The organism is Pseudomonas sp. PB103 (assembly GCF_009764635.1).
Lineage (GTDB): Bacteria > Pseudomonadota > Gammaproteobacteria > Pseudomonadales > Pseudomonadaceae > Aquipseudomonas.
Genome location: NZ_RWIL01000007.1, coordinates 1 through 26,174, shown reverse-complemented (window position 1 = coordinate 26,174; position 26,174 = coordinate 1). Strand labels below are relative to the sequence as shown.

General features: G+C 60.1%; 17 protein-coding genes. 2 read left to right on the top strand and 15 right to left on the bottom strand.

What is annotated here, in order from left to right; genetic code table 11:
- A partial coding sequence (locus tag EJA70_RS30990) for a hypothetical protein (RefSeq protein ID WP_256677602.1) occupies positions 1–484 on the top strand: 484 nt, incomplete at its 5' end.
- A gap of 54 nt (positions 485–538) precedes the next feature.
- Here the strand turns inward: EJA70_RS30990 and EJA70_RS01315 are convergent.
- The 4 genes from EJA70_RS01315 to EJA70_RS01300 all read right to left on the bottom strand — a co-directional run bounded on the left by EJA70_RS01315 (position 539) and on the right by EJA70_RS01300 (position 7,120).
- Positions 539–1,075: a hypothetical protein gene (locus tag EJA70_RS01315; RefSeq protein ID WP_008084092.1), complete on the bottom strand. Its 537-nt coding sequence runs from the start codon at positions 1,073–1,075 to the stop codon at positions 539–541.
- Between the two features lie 79 nt (positions 1,076–1,154).
- Positions 1,155–3,074, bottom strand: coding sequence for a PAS domain-containing sensor histidine kinase (locus tag EJA70_RS01310; RefSeq protein WP_158829098.1), 1,920 nt, complete (start codon positions 3,072–3,074; stop codon positions 1,155–1,157).
- Between the two features lie 66 nt (positions 3,075–3,140).
- The gene (locus tag EJA70_RS01305) at positions 3,141–5,471 is read right to left on the bottom strand and encodes an ATP-dependent DNA helicase (protein WP_158829096.1); all 2,331 of its coding nucleotides are present in this window, start codon (positions 5,469–5,471) and stop codon (positions 3,141–3,143) included.
- Positions 5,468–7,120, bottom strand: coding sequence for a VRR-NUC domain-containing protein (locus tag EJA70_RS01300; protein WP_158829094.1), 1,653 nt, complete (start codon positions 7,118–7,120; stop codon positions 5,468–5,470). The genes EJA70_RS01305 and EJA70_RS01300 overlap by 4 nt, the downstream gene beginning before the upstream one ends.
- A 192-nt stretch (positions 7,121–7,312) precedes the next feature.
- Here EJA70_RS01300 and EJA70_RS01295 point away from each other — a divergent pair, with 192 nt between their 5' ends.
- Positions 7,313–7,537, top strand: coding sequence for a YgdI/YgdR family lipoprotein (locus EJA70_RS01295; RefSeq protein WP_008084086.1), 225 nt, complete (start codon positions 7,313–7,315; stop codon positions 7,535–7,537).
- Positions 7,538–7,633: 96 nt separating this feature from the next.
- On the opposite strand, the gene EJA70_RS01290 is transcribed toward EJA70_RS01295, so the two are convergent.
- From EJA70_RS01290 to EJA70_RS01240, 11 genes are all read right to left on the bottom strand, one after another.
- Entirely contained in the window at positions 7,634–8,008 is a 375-nt protein-coding gene (locus EJA70_RS01290) for a hypothetical protein (RefSeq protein ID WP_158829093.1), read from the bottom strand.
- A gap of 248 nt (positions 8,009–8,256) precedes the next feature.
- On the bottom strand, positions 8,257–10,110 hold the full coding sequence (locus EJA70_RS01285) for a polyurethanase (RefSeq protein ID WP_158829091.1): 1,854 nt from the start codon (positions 10,108–10,110) through the stop codon (positions 8,257–8,259).
- 209 nt (positions 10,111–10,319) lie between these two features.
- Positions 10,320–12,008, bottom strand: coding sequence for a polyurethanase (locus EJA70_RS01280; RefSeq protein ID WP_158829089.1), 1,689 nt, complete (start codon positions 12,006–12,008; stop codon positions 10,320–10,322).
- Positions 12,009–12,076: 68 nt separating this feature from the next.
- On the bottom strand, positions 12,077–15,154 hold the full coding sequence (locus EJA70_RS01275) for an autotransporter serine protease (RefSeq protein WP_158829087.1): 3,078 nt from the start codon (positions 15,152–15,154) through the stop codon (positions 12,077–12,079).
- 454 nt (positions 15,155–15,608) lie between these two features.
- On the bottom strand, positions 15,609–18,563 hold the full coding sequence (locus EJA70_RS01270) for an autotransporter serine protease (protein ID WP_158829085.1): 2,955 nt from the start codon (positions 18,561–18,563) through the stop codon (positions 15,609–15,611).
- Between the two features lie 26 nt (positions 18,564–18,589).
- Entirely contained in the window at positions 18,590–18,853 is a 264-nt protein-coding gene (locus EJA70_RS01265) for a hypothetical protein (protein ID WP_158829083.1), read from the bottom strand.
- Between the two features lie 198 nt (positions 18,854–19,051).
- Complete coding sequence (locus tag EJA70_RS01260; RefSeq protein ID WP_008086515.1) at positions 19,052–20,425, bottom strand: TolC family outer membrane protein; 1,374 nt, start codon at positions 20,423–20,425, stop codon at positions 19,052–19,054.
- A 2-nt stretch (positions 20,426–20,427) separates the two neighbouring features.
- A complete protein-coding gene (locus tag EJA70_RS01255) occupies positions 20,428–21,777 on the bottom strand; it encodes an HlyD family type I secretion periplasmic adaptor subunit (RefSeq protein WP_008086513.1) in 1,350 nt (449 codons plus the stop codon).
- A complete protein-coding gene (locus EJA70_RS01250; protein WP_008086511.1) occupies positions 21,774–23,549 on the bottom strand; it encodes a type I secretion system permease/ATPase in 1,776 nt (591 codons plus the stop codon). Before EJA70_RS01250 ends, EJA70_RS01255 begins: the two co-directional genes overlap by 4 nt.
- 210 nt (positions 23,550–23,759) lie before the next feature.
- Positions 23,760–24,182 carry an AprI/Inh family metalloprotease inhibitor gene (locus EJA70_RS01245; protein WP_157173116.1) on the bottom strand — a complete coding sequence of 141 codons (423 nt, stop codon included), beginning with the start codon at positions 24,180–24,182 and terminating at the stop codon, positions 23,760–23,762.
- A gap of 93 nt (positions 24,183–24,275) precedes the next feature.
- Positions 24,276–25,742 (bottom strand): serralysin family metalloprotease, encoded by a 1,467-nt coding sequence (locus EJA70_RS01240; protein ID WP_158829081.1) that lies wholly within the window; start codon positions 25,740–25,742, stop codon positions 24,276–24,278.
- Between the last annotated feature and the right edge of the window lie 432 nt (positions 25,743–26,174).

Below are 26,174 nucleotides of genomic sequence, written 5' to 3'. Positions count from 1 at the left end.
CTGCGGCAGCTCCTACCGGTGGGATTATTTGGGGGGGGAAATATGTGAAAAAAAATGGATCTCTGCGCGAATGTCGATGGTCACAACCTTAACCCCCTCTGGATCGTTCCGGCGGGGCTCGTCAGGTTTGGTTCCTCGGCGGCCTGAGGCCCATGAAAAGGAATCCCGAATACTTAAGGTCACGGTCATGAAAGAATGTTCGACTCCTGCGCAAATCAAGGCTTGCAGAGCATTGGCTCTGGAACGCAATCGTCAATTGTTCGAAAACGCCCATGCACTTAATCGGGCAGCGAATGAGTTGCTTGAAGTGGAAAATCTCGACTTTGAGCAGTTCGAGCGCTATCGAGCATTGCGCAAGAAAGCCGATTTTATGTTTGAGGACGCCATCGATCATCTGTGCGTGCTCAATGAAGACTTCCCGCCGATCCCTATGTCATCGCAAAACTCACAGGCACTGCGCCGAGAGTTGGCAGCAGCAGGATAAGCAAGGCAAAGAAAAAACCCGGCTCACACTGCCGGGTTTTTCTTTGCCTGCCGCTCAACCGCCGGGGTTGGTTACCTGGATGAACACCGCATAACTGCCCAGTAGCACCCAGAAAGTTGCAAAGATCCACGGCGTGCGCACCGAGAACAACAGCGATTTGCGATAACCCTTGTGGCTTGATTCCGTCTCGCAGAACAGTGGCGATTCGTCATACGCCAGTCCCATCACCGGCTCACTGTGCAGCAAATGGCTTTGCTTGAAATGCCAGTGGTCGATGATGTCGTACGCCGCACGAATCCCAGGCCAGGCGTTCAGCGAGCTGAGCAAGCCGAGCAACGCCAGAAACGGCGGTACTACCAAGGTGAACAACTTGCCCCATTCCGGGTTGAGGTTTGCCATGCACGAGGCGAAGGCGATCACCAGAAAGGACTGCGCCGCCAGATAAGCATCCGTGCGGTTGGCCAGAATGCTGGTTTCGTACTGGATTTCCCGCCGATAAAAATCCAGCCGCTCCTTGGGCGAGCCGAACATCTTCGCGTCATGTTCGGTGAGGGTTTCTTCAGCGGTCGGATGAGTCAGTATGCGAGACAAGAGACGCCTGCTCCGATGAGGGGGGAAACCTTTTAGAAGGCTGCCCTCTCGGACAAGTTCAGCCGGATTGCACCCTGCGTCATTTCATCGACTGGGCAATGATCTCCACCAGGTTCATTTGGGTAAACGGTTTCGGCAAACGAGGCAGCTGCGCGGCAAAGCCTTCCAAGCGTTCGGCATAACCGGTGGCGAGGATGATCGGCAGATCCGGTTTGAGCAGCCGCACCGCATGGGCCAGTTGCGCCCCGCTCATCTGTGGCATGGCCATGTCGGTGATCATCAGGTCTATCACTTCGCCCTGGTCGAACAATGTCAGTGCCTGGGCACCGGAGGTGGCGTTGATCACCCGATGGCCGAGGTCTTCAAGCAACAGGCTGGTACTGGTCAAGACCAACGAATCGTCGTCGACCACCAGCACGCTCAGCCGTGGCACGGTGACCGCTTCTGTGGGCGGAAATAAAGGCTTGCTCGCCACGCCCTCACCGGCCACCGGAATCCATAGCTCAGCAGCAGTGCCTTGACCCTTTTCGCTTTTGAGAATGAAGCGGCCACCGAGCTGCTCGATAAAGCCGTGCACCATCGACAAGCCAAGGCCTGTGCCTTTGCCCAACCCCTTGGTGGTGAAAAACGGGTCTTTGGCCGAAAAAAGCGTGTCGGCATCCATGCCTTCGCCGGTGTCGACCAGGCTCAGGCAGACGTAACGACCCGCCGCCAGCGTCGAATGACCGTGCTCCAGCACCACTTCCGGCTGAGCACTGATCACCACACTGCCACCGTTGGGCATGGCATCCCGGGCATTGGTGGCCAGGTTGAGGACGGCGAGTTCCAGCTGATTAGTATCCGCCAGCACCGGCTCAAGGTTTTCGGCAAAGTGTGTTTCGATCCTGATGCCCGGCCCCATTGAACTGCGCAACAGTCCGGTGATGCCTTGCACCAGTTTGGGAATATCCACCGATTCGGTTTTCAGCTCCTGGCGCCGGGCAAACGCCAGCATGCGTTGGGTCAGCGACACGCCGCGCAGCGCGCCCTGAGTGGCGTTTTCCAGCAGCCGAGTGATTTTCGGATCATCGCCCGTGCGCTTCTGCAGGATTTCCAGATTGCCGAGGATTACCGTCAGCAGGTTGTTGAAGTCATGGGCAATGCCGCCGCTGAGTTGACCGATAGCCTGCATCTTCTGCGCCTGGAACAATGCCTCACGGGTTTTTTCCAGTGCCTGCTGCGCCAAGTGGGCTTCGGTGACATCGCGGGTGATCTTGGCAAAACCGAGCAGCGTGCCGGTGTCTCCACGGATGGCATCGACCACCACATGGGCGAGGAACTGCGTGCCGTCCTTGCGTACGCGCCAACTCTTTTTTTCGAAGCGACCCTCGCGGGTGGCGATCTCCAGCGCCCGCTGGGGCTCGCCCAGCTCACGGTCTTCGGGGGTGTAGAAGATCGAAAAATGCTGGCCGATGATTTCTTCCGGCAAATAGCCCTTGATGCGCTGTGCGCCCTGGTTCCAGTTGCTGACGCGACCTTCGGGGCTGAGCATGTAAATGGCGTAATCGGTGACGCCTTGTACCAGCAGGCGGAACTGCTGTTCGCTTTGCTTGAGGGTTTCTTCGGCCATTTTGCGATCGGTGAGATCACGGGTGATCTTGGCAAAACCCAGCAACGTGCCGTCGGGGTCAATGATCGGGTCGATCACCACGTGGCACCAGAAGTTGGTGCCGTCCTTGCGCACCCGCCAGCCTTCGCCCTCGAAACGCCCTTCGCCAATAGCGGTGTCGAGCGCTTTCTGCGGCAAACCCGCAGCGCGATCAGCAGCGGTATAGAAGCGTGAAAAGTGCTCGCCGAGAATTTCTGCCTCTTCATACCCTTTGAAACGTTTGGCGCCGGAGTTCCAGCTGGTGATGATGCCGTCCGGGTCGATCATGTAGATCGCGTAATCGACCACGGCATCGATCAGCAGCCTGAAGCGCATCTCTTCGATGGCGGCGCTCTTGTTGGTTGTCTTCATCAGGTACGACTCACGGCACATTGGGTACTGACAGGAGTATGCGTCAAACCGTTGAATTGGAAAGCTCTACGTTGAACGTATCGACTGGCCGGACGCTGAAAGACTGCCTTCGGGCAAAGCCTGCTCAAAACCCGAACCCGCGTGTTCCAGCGACCACCACTTGGGCAACAACTGTTTGATCCGGCTCTCGGCAAAGCGGTCGTCGATCAGCATCACCACGCCGCGATCCTCGCGGGTTCGGATGACCCGCCCCGCCGCCTGCACGACTTTCTGCATGCCCGGATACAGGTAGGTGTAGTCATAACCGGCGCCGAAAATCGCCGCCATGCGCCGTTTCAACTGTTCGTTGACTGGGTTGAGTTGCGCCAGGCCCAAGGTCGCGATGAAGGCACCGATCAGGCGCGAGCCCGGCAGATCGATGCCCTCGCCAAATGCGCCGCCGAGCACGGCAAAACCCACGCCCTGACTGTCAGCGGTGAATTGATCGAGAAAAGCCTGCCGCAACCCTTCGGCCATGCCCCGTGATTGCTGCCAAAGGGTGATGTGCGGATGACGCTCGGCCAGCAGTTGCGCCACTTGTTGCAGGTAATCGAAGCTGCTGAAGAACGCTAGATAGTTGCCCGGACGCTCGCTGAACTGTCGGGCGATGAGTTCGACAATGGGTTCGAGCGACGCCTGGCGATGATTGAAGCGCGTCGAGATGCGACTGACGATCTGCACCTGCAACTGCTCGGCGCTGAACGGCGATTCAACGTCGATCCACACGGTGTCGGCCGGCGTGCCCAGCAGATCGGCGTAGTAGTGCTGCGGGCTCAGCGTCGCCGAAAACAGCACGCTGCTGCGCGCCGCTTTAAGGCGTGGGCCAATGAACGCGGCCGGGACCACGTTGCGCAGGCACAACTGCGACAGCGGACGCTTGCGGTCGAGGTCGCGCTTGCTGATGTCGAACAGATAGTGCTCGTCGAACAATTCGGCGACGCGGCCAAACTGCAGCAAATCGAAATAGAAGTTCTGCAATCCGCTGTCGAGACCTTGCGGGTGATCGTTGAGGTAATCGCCGATTGCCGCGCAACACAGTGAGATGGCTTGCAGGAGCTTTTCCGGTGCCTTGTCATACGCTTGATACGCCGCCAATTGCGGCGCATGCAACGCGTTCCACTCGCGATTGAGCCGTTGCAGGGAATTTTTCAGGGCTTCGGGTGCGGTTTTGCGTACGCTGCCCAGCACGAACTGATCAAGAGTGGCGCTGTACATCTGCCGACCACGCTCGACCAGGTTGTGCGCTTCATCCGCCAGCACTGCGACTTTCCACTGGTTGAGCTGGGCCAGACCAAACAGCATCGCGCTGAAATCGAAGTAGTAGTTGTAGTCGGCGATCACCACGTCAGCCCAACGGGCCATTTCCTGGCTCAGGTAGTACGGACATACGGAATGTTGCGCGGCGACCTCGCGCATGGCCGCTTGATCAAGCAGTTGCAGGCGACTGGCCGCCTCGCGGGCGGCAGGCAAACGTTCGTAAAACCCTTGGGCCAACGGGCAGGATTCGCCATGACAGGCTTTGTCCGGGTGCTCGCAGGCCTTGTCCCGGGCGACCATCTCCAAGACCCGCAAGGGCAAGCTTGCCGACTGATCGAACAGCACCTGACTGGCGTCCAGCGCCAGTTTGCGCCCCGGTGTCTTGGCGGTCAGGAAGAACACTTTGTCCAGTTGCTGCGGCGCCAGGGCCTTGAGCATCGGAAACAGCGTGCCCAGGGTTTTGCCAATGCCGGTGGGTGCCTGCGCCATCAGGCAGCGACCGGTGCTGATCGCCTTGAACACCGATTCCGCCAGGTGCCGTTGGCCGGGACGAAAGTCGACGTGGGGAAATCGCAATTGCTGCGCAGCCAGATTCCGCGCCTCGCGGTGGGCCATTTCCTGTTCGGCCCAATGGAGGAACAGCGTGCATTGCTGCTCGAAGAAACCTTGCAGATCCTCGGCGCTGAACGCTTCGACCAGGCAGGTTTCCTTCTCGCTGACGATGTCGAAATACACCAGCGCCAGATTGATCTGCTCAAGTTCAAGCTTGCGGCACATCAGCCAGCCGTAGATTTTCGCTTGCGCCCAGTGCAGTTGGCGGTGATTGGCCGGTTGTTTGCTCAGGTCGCCGCGATAGGTTTTGACTTCCTCCAGGCAGTTCTGCGCCAGGTCGTAGCCGTCCGCCCTGCCCTTGACTTGCAACTGACGGAACGTGCCTTCAAGCGCCACTTCGCTTTGATAGCTGTCGCTGCGCCGCGAGGCGACCGTGCGATGGCCGGCAATGCCTTCCAGCGCCGTGGGTGATGGCGTGAAACGCAGGTCGAGGTCGCCGGTCTTGGCGGTGAACTCACACAGCGCCCGCACGGCAATGTTGTAGCTCAAGCGCTCTGCTCCGCCCATTGCACGTAACACACGGCGACCGGCATCTGGTGTTCATGGCAGAACTCCAGCCAGCGCAATTGGTTGTCTTGCAGGCGATCGCCGGGGCCTTTGACCTCGATCATTCGGTAGGTTTTGTGTTGTGGCCAGAACTGGATCAGGTCGGGCATGCCCGCGCGGTTGGCCTTGATGTCGAGCAACAGCCGATTGAACCAGTGCTTGAGGTGCTCGGCGGGCAGGCAGGCCAACGCTTGCTCCAGCAGCGTTTCATTCAGTGCGCCCCAGAACACGAACGGCGATTGCACGCCCCACTTGGCAACAAAACGTTGGCGAATGGTCTCGGCATAGCGACCGTCGTCAAGTTCGCCGAGGCAGGCCTTGAACAGTTCGGCGCGACGCTGCTGGAAGTCTTCATTGAGCAGATCGACCGGGCCGCGCTGGAACGGGTGAAAAAACGCCCCCGGCAACGGCGCAAAAATCGCCGGCCAGCACAACAATCCGAACAAAGAGTTGATCAGGCTGTTTTCGACGTAATGCACCGGACCATCGTCGTCGTGCAGATGGGCCTGCACGTAGTACTCCACCGACAGTGCTGGATCGATACGCGGCAAATGCAGATCCAGACGCTCGACCGGTTTTGCCCGCGCACGTTTAAGCGGCGGGCCACCGAGCTTGCGGCGCAAGCGCGGCACTATGCGATGCAGGCCCTGCTGTTCGGCAGCGCTTTCAGGTGCCTGCCCGGCGAGCGTGCCAAGTTCCAGCGCCAGACTGTATTCGCCGCAACGCTCCAGCACCCGGATCATCCGTAGCCGGGCGCCCGGATAGGCGCAATCGCGGTAAATGTTCAGGGCCAGGGCAAATTCGCCGAGGCGTTCGCAGTATTGGCCAATCTGGAACAGCACCTTACCTTGCCGGCGTTGCAGCCATGGGTTGTCGAAGTGCAAGGCGCTGACCTGTTCGACGATGGTTTCCACCGGTTCACCGGCCTCGAAGCGCACTTGGCAGTTGTGCAGGAACAGGCAGGCGTCGACGTCTTCACGGCTGCGCAGGCCTCGGGAATCGGCGCAGAACTCGACTTTTTCGTAAGTGAAGATCCCCAGGTCAGCGAGGACGAACTCCGACCAGTCCTGATAGAGGTTGCCGAAGAACATCAGGCGCAAGCGGTCGCACAGGTCCATGATGGTCAGGCTGAACAGGCGATCTTCAAGCATTGGCGCCCAGTCGCGCAGGCTGCGCGCTTCGCTGAACTGCTCGGCGAGCAACGGCAGCCAGGCGTCCTTGCGCCCTTTCGGTGTGTCGATGGCCGCGCCGAACGCGTGCAGAATCTCGGCCTTGAGCAACACGTCGAACAGTTCGGCCATCGCCAGCGGTGCGTGCTCGTCAATCCAGCCCTGAACCAGCAAGGGTTGCGCGGCGTCGACGATGTCGCCGATTTCGCGGTAGTCGAGTTTGCTCGCGCGAAAATGCACACCCTTGCGCATGACCATGCGCACCAGCAACCCCTGCGAGGCGCGGGGCAAGGCATTGAAGTCGCGGATAAAGCCGTGCTCGGTTTCGCTCATCACATCGCCATAGCGAAGCTCAAGCCAATCAAGCACTTGGCGGAAGTTGTTGAGGTAATAGAACGGATCGTCGAGCGGGTTGGCAGTCACGGGAATTCAGGGCCATGGCGAGCGAGTACTGGTTATGCGTACAGATAACAGTTCTGCCCTGCCCGGTGCAAACGGAAAAGGATCAATGGCATTTTTTAACCGGCGTATCGAACTTTTCCCGATGGGACGGCACCAACCGCGTTAGAACACCGACAATGCTCGGTATCACAACATGAGGAGTCAGAGGTGGGTATGAAAATCAAGACGCTGGGCATTCCCTTGGCGGTAGCGGCCCTGCTGGTGTTGGGCGGTTGCTCGACGCAAACCGTGGTGACCCTGCAGAACGGCACCCAGTATTTGACCAAGGACATGCCGAAGACCAAAACCAAGGACGGCTTCTATGAGTTCGAAGATATTTCCGGCGCCAAAGTGAAAGTCCGCGCCGACGAAGTCGCCACCGTGCGCAAAGAAGACTGACACCGCTTCTGTAGGAGCTGCCGCAGGCTGCGATCTGTTGATCTTGTTTTTAAAAATCAAGATCAAAAGATCGCAGCCTGCGGCAGCTCCTGCAGGTTATTCGAAGGCGGGCATGCCTGGCAGGCTGTTGTCGCAGCGCATGTAGGTGCCGCCACGACGAGCTACTTCACCCTGTAGACGTTGGCAACGTTCAAAATCCTGTTGGGCCATGCGGTCGATGCTCAGGTTGCCGGTGGTTTGCGGCTGCTTGCCATCGCCCAGACGCAGGGTCACGAAGGGCTGTTCGGGCTGGATCTGAAAGCGGCTTTTCTCTTCAACCGGTTCAACCACTTCGGTTTTCGTCGGCGCCGGCAATTGTTCGGTGGTGATGCCGTAACGGCTCAGAATCGAGCTTTGAGGCAGGTCGGCCCAGGCATTGGCTGACAACAGTGCCAGCCCCAGCGGACCGACATACCCCTTGAAACCTTTCACGTGTGAATCTCCTGTACTCAATGGCGGCTAGCTGTAGAACGTGTGTGCACGCGCTCGCTTTAGGCCGCATTTCCTGTTTTTGCAGGGGTTTGAGTCAGTCAGTGGCTGCCAAGTCACTTTAGATACTGATTGTGGCAAGGGAGCTTGCTCCCGCTGAGGCACGCAGCGGCTCTAAGATTTTGTGAGCGCTGCGCACTCAAACGGGAGCAAGTTCCCTCGCCACAGGGTTTTGTATGCGTACCTTTGTATCAGGCGATGACGATGCCGTCGGCGCTCAGGCTGTTGAGCGAAACCCCGACCAGCGTCACTGAATCATTGCCGAACGTCAGCACCGTGTCCTGCCCTACCGTCGAGGCATGGGCGCGGAAGTCGTCGGTCGGCAACACACCCTGCACGCCGAGGAACACCAGTTTGTCGTTGGACGTGAACCCGAGCACTCGATCCTGCCCGAACGCACCGTTGAACAGGAACGTGTCCGCCCCGCCCCCCGATTCCATCAGGTCATTGCCGGCGCCGCCGACAAACACGTCATTGCCGCTGCCGCCAATCAGATGATCGTTGCCGTCGAGGCCAAACAACCAGTCGCCGCCAGCGTGCGCCTTGAGCGTGTCGGCGCCGCTGCTGCCTTTGACGCTGGACTCGTAAGCGGTGACGTTGTTGCCGACTTTCAAACCGCTCGCGGTCACGCTGTGGGTGACGTCATCCTTGAACAGACCCCAGAGGAACCCCGGCTCCTTGGTAACGATGCTGCCGATGTCACGGGTGATGCTGATCCCGCCATTGGCATCGCGAATGTACAGATTGCCGGCGCCGTCATTGGCAAAGTCAAACGTGTTGACCGACTTCTGCAAATCGAGGGTATTGCTGCCCTGCCCACCCAGAATGACGTTGTAACCGCCGCCGTCGCGGAAGCTGTCGTTACCGGCGCGGCCTTCGAGATAGTCATTGCCGCTGCCGCCCTGGATCAGGTCGTTGCCATCGCTGCCGATGATGAACGTGCTGCCCTTGTGCGGGTCGGCGTTGCGGTTGAGATCCTGCACCCAGGTGTTGGCGCGCGCCGGGTCGGACAGGTTGGCGACAATGATCGTCGAGTCGCGGCTGGTCAGGTCGTAGAACTTCGAGTCGATGACCCGGTTCATGCCGTCGCCATAAGCGGTCGGCAGGTGCGAAATCCACGTCGGAATATTCAGGATCGAGTACGGCAGCAGGTTCCACGCGGTTGAGGCGTAGTGGTCGTTGAAGCTGACGATGCTGTCGGTGGTCGAGGCGTGCGGTGCGTCGTGCACGCCGACCGAGGCGCCGGTGAAGGTCGAGCCGTCAAGCGCACGAAACACCGGGTCATTTTCGTAGCCGACATTGAGGACTTTGTCGGTGCTGCTTTGTGTGGGCGAGGCGTAGGCGATGTAGTTGGAGTCAGCGAAGAAGCCGCCCCACTTGCCGCCACTCAAATCCGCCATGCTGTTGACCGCCAATCCGCCTAGGCTGTGGCCGCTGATCAGCACGTCTTTGCCGGTCAGGCCGTTGGCCTTGGCAAACGCCATGACGTCATTGAGCAGGTTGCCGAATGCTTCACCGACGTAATTCTTCGCGTAATCCTTGGGACCAAACGCGGCGAGCAGATCGTTGATCACGTCGCCAATCGAGTCGCCGATGAGGATTTCCCGCGGGCCGCTGGTGCCACGGAAGGCGATGCCTAATTCCGTGAGATGGCCTTGGGCGTCGTATTTGCCGAGGATTTCAACCTGAGCGCTGGTGTAGCCGGCCTTCTCGCCGAAGAAGGTTCCGCGGGCATCGGTCTTGCCGGCGTAGCCCAGTTGCGAGGCGGTGATCGGCGTCCAGCCAGCCGCTTTTACCGCATCGAGGGCGAGTTTTTCCGAGTCGGGATTCCATGGAATGCCGGGGATCACGCCTTGCGAATCGGTGCCGCCAATCAGCGCGGTGACCAGGGTGGCGGGCAGGCCGATACCGAAACCGTTGTGCTGATAGCCAGCGGAAAAACCGTTGTCGAGGTTGTGATAGGAATACAGCGTGATCGCCATGGCATCGCTGAACAGTGCCTTGGAATCGGCTGTGCCGAAGTTCTTGTAGTCATACACACCCATTGCTATTGCCTCTCTCTTTGTTGGAATTGTGCAGAGATAGCTCACAGCCAGGGCGCCCCACGGGAACGCCCCGGAGCATTTAATCACCCCATACAAACCCCCCTTGTAGGCGCTGACGAGTGAAACGAGGCTGCGATCTTTTGATTTTTTTGAATAACAAGATCAACAGATCGCAGCCTTCGGCAGCTCCTACAGGGGGGATGTCGTCGTCAGGCGAAGACGAATGCCGAATCCGACAGGTTAGCCACGCCAACCCCGATCAGCGTCACGGCATAGTCGCCAATCTTCAGCACGGTATCGTTGCCCGACTGCGACGCGTGCTGCTTGTAGTCGTAGCCCTGCCCCACGCCTTCAACGCCCATGAACACCAGTTTGTCGCTGCCCTGATAGCCGTTGATGGCATCGAAACCGAACGCACCGCTGAACAGGAACGTGTTGTTGCCACCTACCGCTGTCATCACGTCGTTGCCAGCGCCGCCGACGAAGGTCACATGGCCCTTGTCGCTGATCAGCTTGTCGTCGCCGCCCAGGCCGAACAGCCAGTCACCGTCGGCGGTCGCGTGCAGGGCATTGCCGTAGGCGTCGCCGTTGAGCGAGTGGTTGTACTGGGTCAGTTCGTTGCCGTTGGTCAGGCCTTTGGCGGTGACGTTCCAGGTGATTTCCTTGCTGCCCCACCACGAGCCCGCTTCCTTGCTCACCAGCGCGCCGATGTCGCGGGTCATGCTGATGCCGCCGTAGGCGTCGCGCACATACAGGGTGCCGTCGCCGTCGTTGGCAAAGCTGAAGTTCTGCAACGGCTTCTGCAGTTCAAAGGTGTTGTGCCCTTGGCCGCCCAGCAGAATGTTGAAGCCGCCGTCATCCCGGAAACGGTCATCGCCGCCGCGTCCTTCCAGGAAGTCGTTGCCCGCCCCGCCCTTGAGCCAGTCGTTGCTGTCGGTACCGATGATGAAGGTGCTGCCGGTGTGCGGCTCGCCGCTGCGACCGAGGTCCTCGACCCAGGTTTTACCGCGCGAGGCCTCTTCCAGGTTGGAAACGATGATCGTCGAGTCCTTGCTGGTGAGGTTGTAGAACTTCGAATCGATCACCCGGTTCAGGCCATCGGCATAACCCAGCGAACTATGGGCCGACCAGCTCATGGGATTGATGATGCTGAACGGCACGAGGTTCTGCGCGGTGGAGGCGTAGTTTTCGTTGAAGTTGACGATGTTATCGGTGGTCGATTCGTGGGGCTTGTCGTGCTTGCCCATCGAGGCGGTGCTGAAGGTGGTGCCATCGAGCACGCGGAACACCGGATCGTTCTCGTAACCGATGTTCAACACGTTGTTGCCGGTGCTGCTCTGGGTCGGCGAGGCGAACGCAACGTAGTTGGCGTCCTTGAAGAACCCGCCCCAGTTGCCCGCGCTCAGTTCGGCGACGCTGTTGACCCCGAGCCCGCCGAGGCTGTGGCCGCTGATCAGCACGTCTTTGCCGGCAATGCCGTTGGCTGTCGCAAATGCGGCGACCGCCTTGAGCAGGTTGTCGAAGGCGTTTTTCGCGTAATTGCTCGCGTAATCCGATGGGCCGATGGCCGCCAGCAGATTGTTTTTCAGGTCACCGAAGGTGTCGCTGTAGCCCAGGCCGCCGGTGCCACGAAACGCGATGCCGATGCCGATCAACTTGCCGGCAGCGTCATATTTGCCGAGCACTTCGGCTTCGGCGCTGGTGAAACCGTCCTTCTCGCCGAAGAACGTGCCTTGCGGCCCGACCTTGCCTTGATAACCCAGCGCGGTCGCAGCGACCGGTGCCCAGGCGGTTGCCGGCAATGGCTGGCCGGTGGGCGTGTAGGCATACAGCGTCAGTGCGATGGCGTCGCTGTACAACGCTTTGCCATCGGCATTCTTGTAATCGAACAATCCCATGTTGTGCTCTCTCTTCCTTCAAAAAACCGGCAGTCCGTTGCAGAACTGCCGGTATGCCTTAGTGCTCTTTAGAACTGCCAATCCAGGGTCAGGCCCACACCGTGGTCCTTCTCGTTCGAACCGATCAGTCCGTTGTAATCCAGGTTCACCCGCACATCGCGATTGAGCGCCAGACCCGCACGCACGCCGACCACCGCCGCATCGCGATCCATCGACACGCTCTGAACGGTGAACGCGCTGTTGCCATTGGCAAAGGCCAGATGGTTTTCAGCGTCAACACTGCTCAGGTTGTGCTGCCAGCCCAGGCTCGCGCCCAGTTCCAGCTGATGCTTGTCCGACAGGGCGAAGCTGCGTTTGGCGCGCACGCCCAAGGTCGACAGCAGCACATCGCGGTTGTCTTCACTGCCTTTGAGCGCGGCAGCATCACCCTTCTCGGTAAAGCTGTCGGTGTTGAGGTGAACGTAAGACAGATTGGCGAACGGTTCCAGGTTCATCGGTTGCAGGCCGAGATCATAAGCCGCTTCCGTGAACAATTGCGCCGTGGTCGCGTCGCGTTTGGTTTTCTGCTTGCCGCTGACGTCACCGAATTGCAGGTCGCGTTTTGCATCGATGCGGTGCCAGCTGTAAGCGCCGCCAACGGTCAGGCGCAGCGCATCCATCTGATGCCCCAGGTACGCACCCAAGTGGTAGCTGTCGACCGACGCCGACGAATGCGTGCCGCTGCCCATGCTCAACGAGCTGTCGCTATAACCGGTAACGAAACCCAGCCGAGTATCTTCAGCAATCAAGCCATCGACACCGGCCAGCAGACCACCGATGGAACTGGTGGAGTCCGCGTATTTATTGCCACCGTCGCTGGTGCCCCAAGAACCCAGCACCTTGACCCAGGCGTTGCTGCGGTCATCGCTCGGTGCATCGGCGTTGAACAGATCACGCTCGCGCAGACGCTCGCCCACGGCATCACGCAGGTAACGGCTGTCGTTGATCAGCAGCGTGCCGATGGCCGGGTGAATCTCGCCGGACAACTGCTGGAAGGCTTGTTGCGCCGAAGCCGCGTTTGGCGACAGCAGCAAGGTTTCGAACAACGCATTGCCAGCGCCCAAGCGTTCGGCCGCCGCACCCACCGCACGCTGGTTCGGCGTCAGGCCGACGCTGGCAAATGAAGCACCGTTGCGCCCGACATCCAGTTGCACGCCGCTGGCCGAGTACGCCAGCGTGCCGCCGAGAAACGCATAGTTCGGCAGCACCTGGCCGAATTGCCCCTCGATGCCACCCGCTGCCTGCAAGATGTTGAATTGCGTACCGAGCAGGCTTTTCACTTCAGTGGTGGTCAACAGCGTCGGGCTGTTTTCCAGCGACAGGCTGACTGTGGCGTCGTCGATCACAGCCTTGCCACCGGCGACAATCTTGTCGCTGGACGTCGGCGAGACCTCGACCGCGTAGGTCGAACCCGGCTCGAAAGTCACGTCACCGGCAACGTTCAGGGTGCCGATGGAATTGCCCGGTGCCACGGTACCGCCGTTTTTCACCGACAGTGCGCCGATGCGGCCGTTACCGCCAAGGATGCCGCTGTCATTGACAGTGACCGCCGATGCCAGCGAACCGTTGATGGCCAGACGTCCCTGATTGACCAGGGTCGGGCCGCTGTAGCTGTTGTTACCGGTCATCACCAGGGTGCCGATGCCTTGCTTGGTCAGGCCGCCGTGACCGGAAATGTCGTTGCGCCAGGTGTCGAGGCCGCAGGTGATGTCGTTGCACACGCGCTCGGTGGGTTTGCCTTGATCAATGATCGCGCCGATGCCCGGCAAGTCCGCAACGAACTGACCGGAACCGTAAGCGCCCTGAATCCGGAACTCTTCAGGGATGTCCTGTTCGGTGACGAACATCGCCGGGCCATCAATCCCCTTGCGCAGGTTGATCATGCCCCAGCCGTACAACGCGTCGATGCCCGGCGCGCCGAGGTCGGTGGCGGTGGTACGCAAGACCGTCGCGACCTGATCACCGCTCATGTACGGGAAGCGCTCCATCAGCACGGCCATGGAACCGGCCACGTGCGGCGCGGCCATCGAGGTGCCGTTGTAGTTTTTGTAGCTGGTGGTCAGGTTGTCGGCGTTGGTGCCTTCGATGATCGAGCTGAAGATTTTCGTGCCCGGCGCCGACACGCAGAAACTCGCGGTGTAACCGCAGCGCGATGAGAACGTACTCATGATGTACGGGGTGGCGCTGGCCAGGTCCGGGTTCTGCTGCAATGCGGCGACGGTGATCCAGTTCGGCGCGATGTCCGGGACGAAATAGCCGAGGCCGGCGATCGCGTCAGGGTTGTTGAGGTTGTAATCGTTGCCGGCGGCGAAGATCGTCACGATGCCGCTGCGTGCGGCGGCGATGGCGCCGTCATAGGCTCCACCGGGTTTGGTGCCGAGCAAGGTGCGGATTTCGTTGAACTGCAATTGCGCGTCGTTGACGGTGAAATGCGGGTACGCCGGGTCCTTGCCACCGAGGTCGAAGCGGTCAGTGATGCCGATGCCCCAGCTGTTGTTGATGATCCGTGCGCCGCTGGCGATCAGGGCATCCCAACCGGCCTTGTACACCGCACCGTCGTTGCCGCGGACGATGCCGTCTTCCGGGCCCGGGTCACCGTTGTCGGCGCTGATGATCTGTGCACCGAACGCGACGCCGTGCATCGGCCCGCCGTCACGGCTGCCTGCGGCGATACCGCCGACGTGGGTGCCGTGGGCGCCGAGTTTGCCGTCGGAGCCGACCGAGGGCGAACCGTCATAGCGAAACGCGTCCCCGGCTTTCACCGGAATGTACGGATCGGTGTATTCGCGGATGCCGCTGGTGACCAGGGTGATGACCTTGTTGCTGCCGGAGAACTCCGGGTGTGCGGCGTAGACCGGCTGGTCGAAGATGCCGAGCTTCACGCCTTTGCCGGTGTAGCCAGCGGCGTAGGCGTAATCGGCACCGATGGCGCCCAGGCCCCAGTCGGCCTGGAATTCCTTGCTGTGCCAACTGGCCGGATCGCCATTGCGAGCGTTTTCCACGTACGGCGCGGCATGGGCTGTGCCGATTGCACACAGCACGGCGAGCGTGAGGCTTTTCATGGCAAAACGGCCACCCGTTTGCGCGGGGGTATTGTTGTTATTCATCCAGCGACCTTCCTTAGTGATGTTGCGAAAAATCCGTGTATCTCGTGCGGTCAACGCACTGACCCGTGGCGAGGGGATTTATCCCCGATCGGCTGCGCAGCAGTCGCAAATCCAGACCACTCGGCGTGTCTGGAAGATGCCGGGGGCTGCTTCGCACCCCATCGGGGATAAATCCCCTCACCACAAGGAGCAGGTCAGCGATAAATCGGGTCAGAACTGCCAGTTCAGGCTCAAGCCAACGCCATGCAGCTTCTCGCGATTGGCCAGTTGTCCGTTGTAATCAAGGTTCACCCGGACATCGCGGCTCCTGTGGCGAGGGGATTTATCCCCGATCGGCTGCGCAGCAGTCGCAAATCCAGACCACTCGGCGCGTCTGGAAGATGCCGGGGGCTGCTTCGCACCCCATCGGGGATAAATCCCCTCACCACAAGGAGCAGGTCAGCTATAAATCGGGTCAGAACTGCCAGTTCAGGCTCAAGCCAACGCCATGCAACTTCTCGCGATTGGCCAGTTGTCCGTTGTAATCAAGGGTCACCCGGACATCGCGGCTCAGCGCCAGGCTCGCCTGCACGCCAACCAGCGCGGCGTCGCGCACCATTGCCGAGCTCTCCACCGAATAAGGCGTGCCAGCGCTGGCAAAACGTAGGTGCTGGTCAGCGTCGATATCGCTCAGGCTGTGCTGCCAGCCGAGATGGCCGCTGACATCCAGCGACTGCGCCGCCGACAGATTGAACGTCTTGATCGCCCGCACACCGAGGGTGCTCAGCACCGCATCGCGCTGGTCGCCGGAGCTTTTCAGCGCGGCAGCGTCGCCCTTCTCGGTGAAACCTTCCGTGTCGAGATGCACGTATGCCAGGTTGGCGAACGGTTCCAGTGCCAGCGGTTGCAAGTGCAGCCGATACGCCGCCTCGGCAAAGACTTGCGTGGTGGCCGCGTCCACTTTGGCTTTCTGTTTGGCACTGACCTCGCCGTATTGCAGATCGCGTTTGACGTCGGCGCGATGCCAGCTGTACGCCGCACCGGTGCTCAAGCGCCAGGCGCCGATGTCGTGGCCGGCGTAGGCGCCGAGGTGATAGCTGTCGACCTTGGCCGAGGAGTGTGTGCCCGAACCCATGCTCAACGAACTGTCGCTGTAGCCGGTGACCAGACCGATGCGCGTCTGCTCATCCAGCGCCCCGTCGACACCGGCCAACAGACCGCCAATCGAGGTGCTGTAACCCGCTGTGTCGTGGCCCGAATCGGTGCTGCCCCAGGCGCCGAGTGCCTTGACCCAGCCGTTGCTTTGCGCCGCACTGGCATCGTGCAAGCGCTCGCCCACGGCATCGCGCAACTGGCGGCTGTCGTTGATCAGTACCGAGCCCAGCGCCGGGTAAATTTCCCCGCTGAGTTGCTGGAAGGCTTGTTGCGCGGACGCCGCCGAAGGCGACAGCAGCAGGCTTTCATACACCGAGTTACCAGCACCCAAGCCCTCGACAGCCGCCGCGACCGAACGTTGATTCGGCGTCTGGCCGACGCTGGCGAAGGACGTTGCGTTGCGTTCGATGTTGAGTTGAATGCCGTTGGCGGCATAATCGAGGCTGCCACCGATGAACAGGTAACTCGGCAGCACCGCACCAAACTGGCCCTGAACACCACCCGCCGCCTGCAGGATGTCGTACTGATGACCGAGCAGGCTCTGCACTTCAACGGTGCTGAGCAATGTCGGGCTGTTTTCCAGCGACAGGCTCACGGTTGCGCCGCTGATCGAGGCGGCGCCGCCAGCGACGATGCGGTCGCTGCGGGTGGGCGACAGCTCCACGGCGTAGATCGAGCCTGGGGCAAACGTCACGTCACCGGCCACCGCCAACGTGCCGATGGAGTTGCCTGGCGCCACGCGACCGCCGCTGTTGGCGGTCAACGCGCCGATGCGTCCGGAACCGCGCAGGGTGCCGCTGTCATTGACGGTAACTGCCGAGGCCAGCGAACCGTTCACCGTGAGCAGGCCGCCATTGATGGTGGTCGGGCCGCGATAAGTGTTGTCGCCGCTGAGGACCAGGTGCCCTGCTCCCGATTTGATCAGGCTGCCCTGATACAGCCGCCCCGCCGCTGCAGCCTCGCGGGCCATGCCGACCGCGTAATCGGTTTGATCCTGCTGACTGGCGCCGGCCGCCACACCGTTCTGCCAGCCTTTGTCTTGCAGGGTTTGCTGCCAGGCACTGTGTTCGGCAAGGTCTTCACGTTGGCGCTGGATCAGCGCCTTGTCGGAGATGTCATTGCTCCAGACGTCGCTTTGCCCGGCGCCCAGATTGGCGTCGAACGCACCGAGCAATTGCCCCGGCCCGCGCATCGCCCGGCTCAGGTTGGCCACGCCCCAGCCGACCCGCTCGGTCGGCGCCTCGGTCACCGAGCCATCAAGTTGTGTGGCGGTGGTCAGCAGGGTTTCCAGCGCCTGCTGATTGTTCATGTACGGGTAGCGCTCCATCACCAGCGCCAATGCGCCGGTCGCGTGGGGCGCCGACATCGAGGTGCCGGACTTGATCGCGTAACCGCCACCGGGAATAGTGCTGTCGATTTTCGCGCCGGGCGTGGTGATGCACCAATACTTGGCGATGCCACATTGGTTGTACTTCTGCTGATTGCTTTGATCGAGCCCCGACACGGCCAGCCAGTGGCCTTCAAGCTCCGGCTGAAAGTACGGCAGCGCCGAACGCACGCTGGCATTCGGGTAGCCGCTGTTGCCGGCGCTGAACACATTGATCACGCCGCGTTGCGAGGACACCTCGGCCGCCGCGTCGAGCCAGGTCCCCCGATTCCAGTGCTGCGCATAGGCGGCATGCAGATCGGCCAGGGTTCGATAACTGACATCCGGCGGCTGACTGCCCCAACTGTTGTTGATTGCGCGCACGCCGGCATCCGCCAGGGCGTTGTACGCGGCTTTGAAGTAGCGCGGATCGGGATTGGGGCCGAACAGAAAGCTGTCATTTTTATTGGTGTTGCCGACGTAGATCTGCGCGTTGTAGGCCACGCCGTGCATACCGCTGCCGTCGCGCGACGCGCCCATGGTGCCAACGACGTGAGTGCCGTGGGAGTCGTTGTTGGGGTTGAGCGTGCCATCGACATTGAACAACGAGCCGTCGACGTAACTGCCGTTGGTTAGCACCGGGTGATAGCGGTCGGTGGCGAACTCGGGATGGGCGGCATCGAAACCGGAGTCGAGAGCGCCGATTTTCACGCCTTTGCCGGTTATGCCGGCGGCATAGGCCTGATCGGCCTGCATCCGGCTCAGACCCCAGTCACGCAGGAACTCGGCGCTGCGCCAACTGGCGGAATCGCCGGGTTTGCCGCTTTCAAGGTATTGCGCCTGGGCCTGGGCTGTAGAAATCACAAGCAGCAGGGTGCCGACCGAAATCGGCTTGATGCGTACGTCCATGTTCACCACTCATTGTTTTTATGTGTTTAGCGTTGCTTCACCAAGAGAACACTGTCCCCTGTGGCGAGGGGATTTATCCCCGATGGGGTGCGAAGCGCCCCCCGGCGGTCTCCCGGAAATAACCGCGCCGCATGAATGTGCGACTGCTGCGCAGCCGAACGGGGATAAATCCCCTCGCCACAGGTCTGCGCAAAACCATCAATTGGCGCGGGGGCCAAAGGTTTCGTGCCCTGCGCCAGAACCTGCTCGCTGAGGGTGCCGACCGAAATCGGCTTGATGCGTACGTCCATGTTCACCACTCATTGTTTTTATGTGTTTAGCGTTGCTTCACCAAGGAAACACTGTCCCCCGTGGCGAGGGGATTTATCCCCGATGGGGTGCGAAGCGCCCCCCGGCGGTCTCCCGGAAATAACCGCGCCGCATGAATGTGCGACTGCTGCAAAGCCGATCGGGGATAAATCCCCTCGCCACAGGTCTGCGCAAAACCATCAATTGGCGCGGTGACCGGGGACGTGGCCAAAGGCTTCGTCGACCCGCGCCAGATCCTGTTCGCTCAAGGTGCCGGCGTAGTAATGCAATTTGGTCCAGGCCATCAAATAGTCGTACCGCGCCTGCGCCAGATCGCGCCGGGTGGTGAACAGTTGTTGCTCGGCGTTCAACGCATCGAGATTGGTCCGTTCACCGCCAAGAATGCTTTGCTTGGTCGATACCACCAACGCTTCGGCAGACGTCAGTGCCTTTTGATAAGCGCGCAATTTATTCACCCCCGACAGACACGCGCTGAACTGGCGACGCAGTTCAATCAAGGTCTCGCGGGTCTTGCCGTCGAGTTCGTACTCGGCCTGCTCCATGCTGCGGCTGGCTTGACGGGTCGACGCCGACACCCCGCCACCGGCGAACAGTGGCACGCTGACTTCGAGGCCAATCGTGTTGGTTTCGTAGCGCTGGTTGTAGGTGTTGCCGCTTTCCGATTCGTTCTGCCGCATCGAGGCATAGGCGTTGATTTTCGGCAGATGCCCGGCCCGATTGCGTTCCACTTCATACCGCGCCACTTCCACGGCCTGGCGCTGCGAGGCGAGATTGGGGTTATTGCTGATCGCCATCTCGTGCCAGGTGTCGAAGTTGGCGGGCTGTAAGGTAAACGTCTGGAAGTTCTGATCCAGCGGCACCAGATCGGTAATGTCTACGGCCGGCACGCCGACCAGTGCACCCAGTTCGCGCAACGCGGCGTCTTGTTCATTACGCGCTTCGATCTCCTCGGCAGTCGCCAATTCATAGCGCGACTCCGCCTCAAGAATGTCGGTACGGGTGCCCTCGCCCTGTTTGAACATATGCTCGTTCTGCTGGAACTGCTGTTCGTAGGCCTTCTTCTTTGCCTGGGCGATGTCGATCTGATCCTGAGCAAACAAAGCCTTGGTGTAGTAGTCCAGCACGCGTACCAGCAACTCCTGGCTTTTGCCACGAAAGTTCTCGTCGGCGAACAGTGATTGCGCCACGCCCTTGCGATACGCCGCGTAGGCTTCGTAGTCGAGCAAAGGTTGTTGCAGGGTCAGCGCCGAGCCGTAGCTGCTGTAGTTGCGATCGTCGGTACGATTGCGCGCGCGTTCGTCCAGTGAGGTCGCTTTTGACGAGTTACGGCCCTTGTTGTAGGTGTAACCAAGCTTTGGCAACAACCCGGCGCGGCCAATGGCGCGATTCTCCAGACCGGCATCGCGCTCCTTGATCGCTCCGAGGAACACCGGGTCATTGCGCAGCGCCTGTTCGTAAATCTCGAACGGCCCAAGGGCCGCCACTGCTGAATGACTCGCGAGCAGCATCATTGCCGCCGCGAGTATCGAAAGCTTTTTCATACAGCCGAACATCCTTATTCCTCGGTCAACGCGGAGCCTGCCCGGTCGAGCAGCGGTTTGAACAGATAGTTGAGGAGTGAACGTTCGCCGGTACGCACGAACATTTCTGCGGGCATGCCGGGCTTGATCACCAGACCGTTGAGCTTCTCCATGGCCTGATCGCTGACGCTGCTGCGCAACACGTAATACGGCACGCCGGTTTTCTCATCGACCATCTGGTCGGCGGAAATCAGGCTGACTTCGCCCGGTACACGCGGGGTTTTGCTCTGATTGAACGCGGTAAACAGGATGTCCACGGGCAGGTGCGTGCCGACCTTGTCGATCAGGTTGATCGGCAAGTGCCCTTCCACTTCCAGCGTGGTGCCTTGCGGCACGATCTCCAGCAGGGTTTCGCCCTGACGCACGACGGCGCCTTCAGTGTGGACGCCGAGATTGACCGCAACACCGTCGGCAGTGGCCATGATCTCGCTGTGTTGCAGGTCGAAACCGGCGGAGGTCAATTGCTCGGAAAGCGTCACGCTTTTCAGCTGGGCATCGGCCAGTTGCGTACGCACTTCCTTCTGGTATTCCTCGCCATGCTGTTGCAGCTTCAGGCGCGATTCGAGGATGCCCTGCTCCACGCGGCCGCTTTCGCCGGTGTTCTCGGCCAGTTGTTGCTGCACTTGCGACAGTTGACGCTGATATTCCATCAAGCGATTGCGCGGGATGTAGCCGTTGTCGGCCAGCGGTTGCAGGTTGCTCAGTTGTTGTTGCAGGGAGTCGGCCTGCGCATTCAGGTCGGTGCGCGCACGGCGCATGCCCGCCAGTTGCGCGGTGGCGCCCTCGATGCTGGCGCGCAAGGCTGCTTGTTCACGGTAGAACGCTTCGCGACGGCTGCTGAACAGTTGGCGCTGGCCTTCGAGCACGAGGGCCAGGCGCGGATCCGGATCGTTGCTCAGCTCTGGCGGAAAGGTCACCTGCTTGAGATTGTCACGTTCCGCCTGCCAGCGCGCCAGGCTCGCCCAGGCCATGCGGTATTGGGCTTGCAGCGATTGCACATCGGCGGCGACTTGCGTCTGGTCGAGGCGGAACAGCGGCTGGCCCTGTTTCACGATCTCGCCTTCGCGCACCAGAATCCGGCTGACCACGCCGCTGCTCATCGATTGCACGGCTTTGCGTTTGCCCGAGACAACGACGGTGCCCTGCACCGGGATACCTTGATCGAGCGGCGCCAAAGCCGCCCAGGTGAAAAAACTGCCGGCGCCGACGATGGCCAGAATCCAGCCCATGCGCGCGAAGAACTTCGCATCGCGCTCCGGACGTTCGGTGAGGTAGGCGTGTTCCATGTTCGCTTCGTTTTCAGTGTTCATGCTGGCGCTGCTCATACACCCGAATTCCTTGTCGTGGGCTGATACTGCCGGCTCATGCTGAGCCCGCCCGGTGCTTGTGCAGGTTTTTCACGCTGTTGCTCTTGCTGGCCGGACAGTGCCTTGAGCACATCCTGGCTTGGGCCGAAGGCTTGCAGACGGCCGTCGTTGAGCACCAGAAGCTTGTCGGCCTGGGCCAGCACCGAGGAACGGTGCGTCACCAGCACCACGGTGGTGCCCTGGGCCTTGAGCGCGGCAATGGCGCTGGCCAACGCGGCTTCGCCGACAGTGTCGAGGTTGGAGTTCGGTTCATCCAGCACCACCAGGCTTGGCGTGCCATACATGGCGCGGGCCAGGGCCACGCGCTGCTTCTGGCCCCCGGACAAGCCGCTGCCGTCTTCACCCAATTGCGTGTCGTAGCCTTGCGGCAGACGCAGGATCATCTCGTGCACGCCGGCCTGTTGCGCAGCCGCCACGACTTTCTGTGGATCGGCCTCGCTGAAACGGGCGATGTTCTCGGCAATGCTGCCGCTGAACAGCTCAATGTCTTGTGGCAAATAGCCGATGTACGGGCCGAGCTGGTCACGGTTCCAGCGGTGAATGTCGGCGCCGTCCAGACGCACGATGCCGCCGAGGGTTGGCCAGACGCCCACCAGCACACGGGCCAGGGTCGACTTGCCCGAACCGGACGCGCCGAGTACGCCGAGCACTTCACCGGCGCCGAGATTGAAATTGACCATGTGCAAGGTCGCTGCGCGCTGCCCCGGCGGGCCGGCGCTGACTTGTTCGAACGTGATCTGGCCTTTCGGCGCCGGCAGCGCCATGGCCTCGTCGCTCGGCGGGAAGGCTTGCAGCAGCGCATCCAGACGGCGATAAGCCAGCTTCGCCCCGCTCCACTGCTTCCACACTGCGATCAACTGATCGATCGGGCTCAGCACTCGCCCCATCAGAATGGAACCGGCGATCATCATGCCAGCGGTCATGTCGCCCTTGATCACCAACAACGCACCCAGGCCCAGCACCAGCGATTGCAGGCACAGACGCAGGGTTTTACTCAGCGAGCTGATCACCGCGCCGGTGTCGCTGGCCTGATTCTGCAGCCCGAGAAAGCGCGAATGCACCTGAAACCAGCGCTTGCGCAGCGAACCGAGCATGCCCATCGCTTGAATGGTTTCGGCGTTGTGCAGGTGACTGGTGGCCAGTTGGCTGGATTTCTGCGAAAAACCGGCGGCATCGCCCAGCGGCTTTTTGGTCATGTACTCATTGAGGCACGCCAGAGCGATCAACAGCAGTGCGCCGGCGGTGGCCAATACGCCCAGCCAGACGTTGAACAGGTAGATGACAAACAGATAGACCGGGAACCACGGCGCATCGAAGAACGCGAACAGCGCAGGGCCGGTGACGAACTGGCGAATGTGCGTCAGGTCGCCCAGCGATTGCCCGGCGTTGCCCTCGCCCTTGAACAGGTTGCGCTCGAACGCGGCCTGATAGACCCGCAGGTTGAAGCGACGCTCCAACTGGCTGCCGATGCGGATTACGATAAAACTGCGAATCACCTCCAGCAGACCGATGAAGGCAAAGAATCCGACCACCATCAGCGACAGCATGACCAGCGTGGTTTCGTTCTGTGACGACAACACCCGGTCGTAAACCTGAAGCATATAGATGGAGGGCACCAGCATCAGCACGTTAATCAGTGCGGTAAAACAGCCAACGCTGATCAGGATGCTTTTATAGTCACCCAATGCCTTGAATAAGGGAGCGGTGGCTGGGGCCTTCGCCATCTTCATTGATTATTCCTGAAAGAGTTACCCCGCCCATCTTTGGCGGGACTTCAATTAATTATCGGCGCATCGCCGGGACTTGCTGTTCAAGTGGCCGCTTACACTTTCATAACAACTTCCGCTGTTTATTGCGGTGCAGTTGTCGTCGAGCGCTTTGCTTATAACCACCTTGTCGCGCTTTATATTAAAAACCTGTCGCGAACACAGTTATCAGCGTTATGGCGTCGTGCGCTCGAGCGTAATCACCAGGCCCGACTTCAAAGTGGTCAGATAAAGCCCATCACGTTGTCGGCTGAAAAACTGGATTCTTGAACCTTCCTTGCCGGTAATCGACAAGCCGTCAGGATCGGGAAACCAGCCGATCGGCACTTCTTCGAGCCACGCGCCCAGACAGTCGGCACCTTTGCCCAGGACCTTGTCGGCCTGCAACTCGACCAGGCAAGTATTCGAAGGTTTGTCCTGCAGTTTTTGCGCCTGAGGGTCCTCGCCGCGCGTGGACAACGTTGCTTGCCATTGTCCGGCCAATACGGAAGGTTCTTCGAGCCTGAGGCTGCTTGCCATGCTGGTTGCTCCTGAAATCATGATGAACGCCGCCGAAAGCCACGCCATTGCCTTGTAGGTAAAAGCTTTATTGATCATGGGAATATTCGCTCCGGCGCGTAGCCTTGCCTACAGATTCAACCGATGCAAGTGAAGAAAGCGGCGCATGACGCGCCGCTTCCCACTGTTACATCACGCCACGATGTCGCTGGTCGCCGCCTGGCCCACGGTGCTGACAGCGAAGTCAGCCACGCCATGCCCGGAGAAGTCCACCGACAACAGGCTGTTGCCGCCCGACGAGGTCAGTACTGCATCGCCCGCAGCACCGGTGAAGGCGCTGACGAAGTGCAGGCCCGCCCCTTTGGTGATGCCGGTCAGGTCGATTTTGTCCAGACCGCTGACGAAATCGAGGATCTGATCGATCGCACCCGGCTTGGAGTCGGAACTGGCCGCGAACACGAACGTGTCCGAACCTGCGCCGCCCCACAGCTTGTCGGCACCGCCAGCCCCGTAGAGGATGTCGTTGCCGGCACCGCCCTTGAGCTCGTTCGACACGTTGTTGCCGATCAGCAGGTCGTTGCCCGAACCGCCGATGGCGTTCTCGATGGTCACGCCCTTGGCGATCGAGACGTTACCCACCAGACCACCAACGTCGGAGAACGAGGCTTCGTTGAGGTTGATCTTCTGGTTCTGGGTGAAACCCGAGAAGTCGAAGGTGTCCTTGCCGCCCGCATCCCAGACCGAGAACACCAGCTTGTCGCTCGACGACGAGGCGCTGAGGAAATCGCGGCCGGCGTTGGAGTTGAAGCCGTAGGTGGTGTCACCAGTACGGGTGTTCATGTTGGCGCCGTAGAGCTTCTGGATAGCAGCGATATCGTCCATCAGCGGACCGGAGGAATAGGCTTCCACCCCGCCCTTGCTGAAGTTCTGGTTGGTATTGCTTTCGCTCCAGTAACTCATGACGCTGTAGCCGCGGGTGTCCTGGCCATAGGACGCGTCGTTGTAAGTCGGGTTGCCATTACCGGCGTTGTAGTCGCCAGGGTGAGCAAGGCCGAGGCTGTGACCGATCTCGTGAGTCAGGGTCTGACGACCGTAGTTGTTCAGATCCGGGTTTTTGTTTTGCGTGTAGCCACTGTTGATCAAGTACCACGAGGTACCGTCATAACCGTTGCCGGTGCCCGGCAGATAGGCAAACGCTGCTGCGCCATCCTGGCCACCGCTGTAGTTACCGAAGGTCATGTGGCCGTCACCGCCCGAGGCTTTCTCGGTGAAGGTCACGTTGGCCACATCGGCCCAGGATTGCATGGCGAGCTTGGCCTGGGTCTGTTGTTGAGTACTGAACTGACTGAACCCGGTGATCCCGTGCTTGTTCATCGTGCTGGACGATGCCGAGGTCAGGAACGTGTAGGTGAGTTCGATCTTGCCGCTGCCATCCTTGTCCTGGTAGGCAGCGCCGTCGCGCAGCAACTGGGTTGCGGCCTGGTCGACGGAGAAGGAGGGTTTGCCATTGACCGTGAGGTTGCCGCCACGATCGTATTGATGGCTGAAGCTATCGATCTGGTTATACGCCGAGCTGGCTGCGGCCAGAGGTTGCGGCGCCGCGGACAGCTGGAAAGCCTGTTCGGCGGTATCAATAGCATTAGCTTTAACTTTCGACATAAACACACTTCCTTGTTTAGCAATGGAACAGTTTTTGTCCGATAGCGACAATCCCTGGCGAGATCGTCCTATCACTCGCCCAATGAAGGCATCAGAAACCTGACACAATTTGAAATCTGACGTCTAGCGTTTTTTTGAGATCAAATTGAACTGTTTGGTAAAACTGCCGTAAACAAAGCGTGTGGCGCCGAAAGATTGTTTGAAGTTGCTGACTTGCGTCTAATTGTCTGACGATTTTCTATTTAATTATTAAATATCGGTAAGTTGTTTTTTGTTAGATGCGTCTCACTTTTCTGCACTTGATCAGTGCAGTGCCAGTGTATTGATATCAACGCCTGCCCCCCTAAAAAACACAACCAAACTGTAGGAGCTGACGAGTGAAACGAGGCTGCGATCTTTTGATCTTGAAATTTTAAAATCAAAAGATCGCAG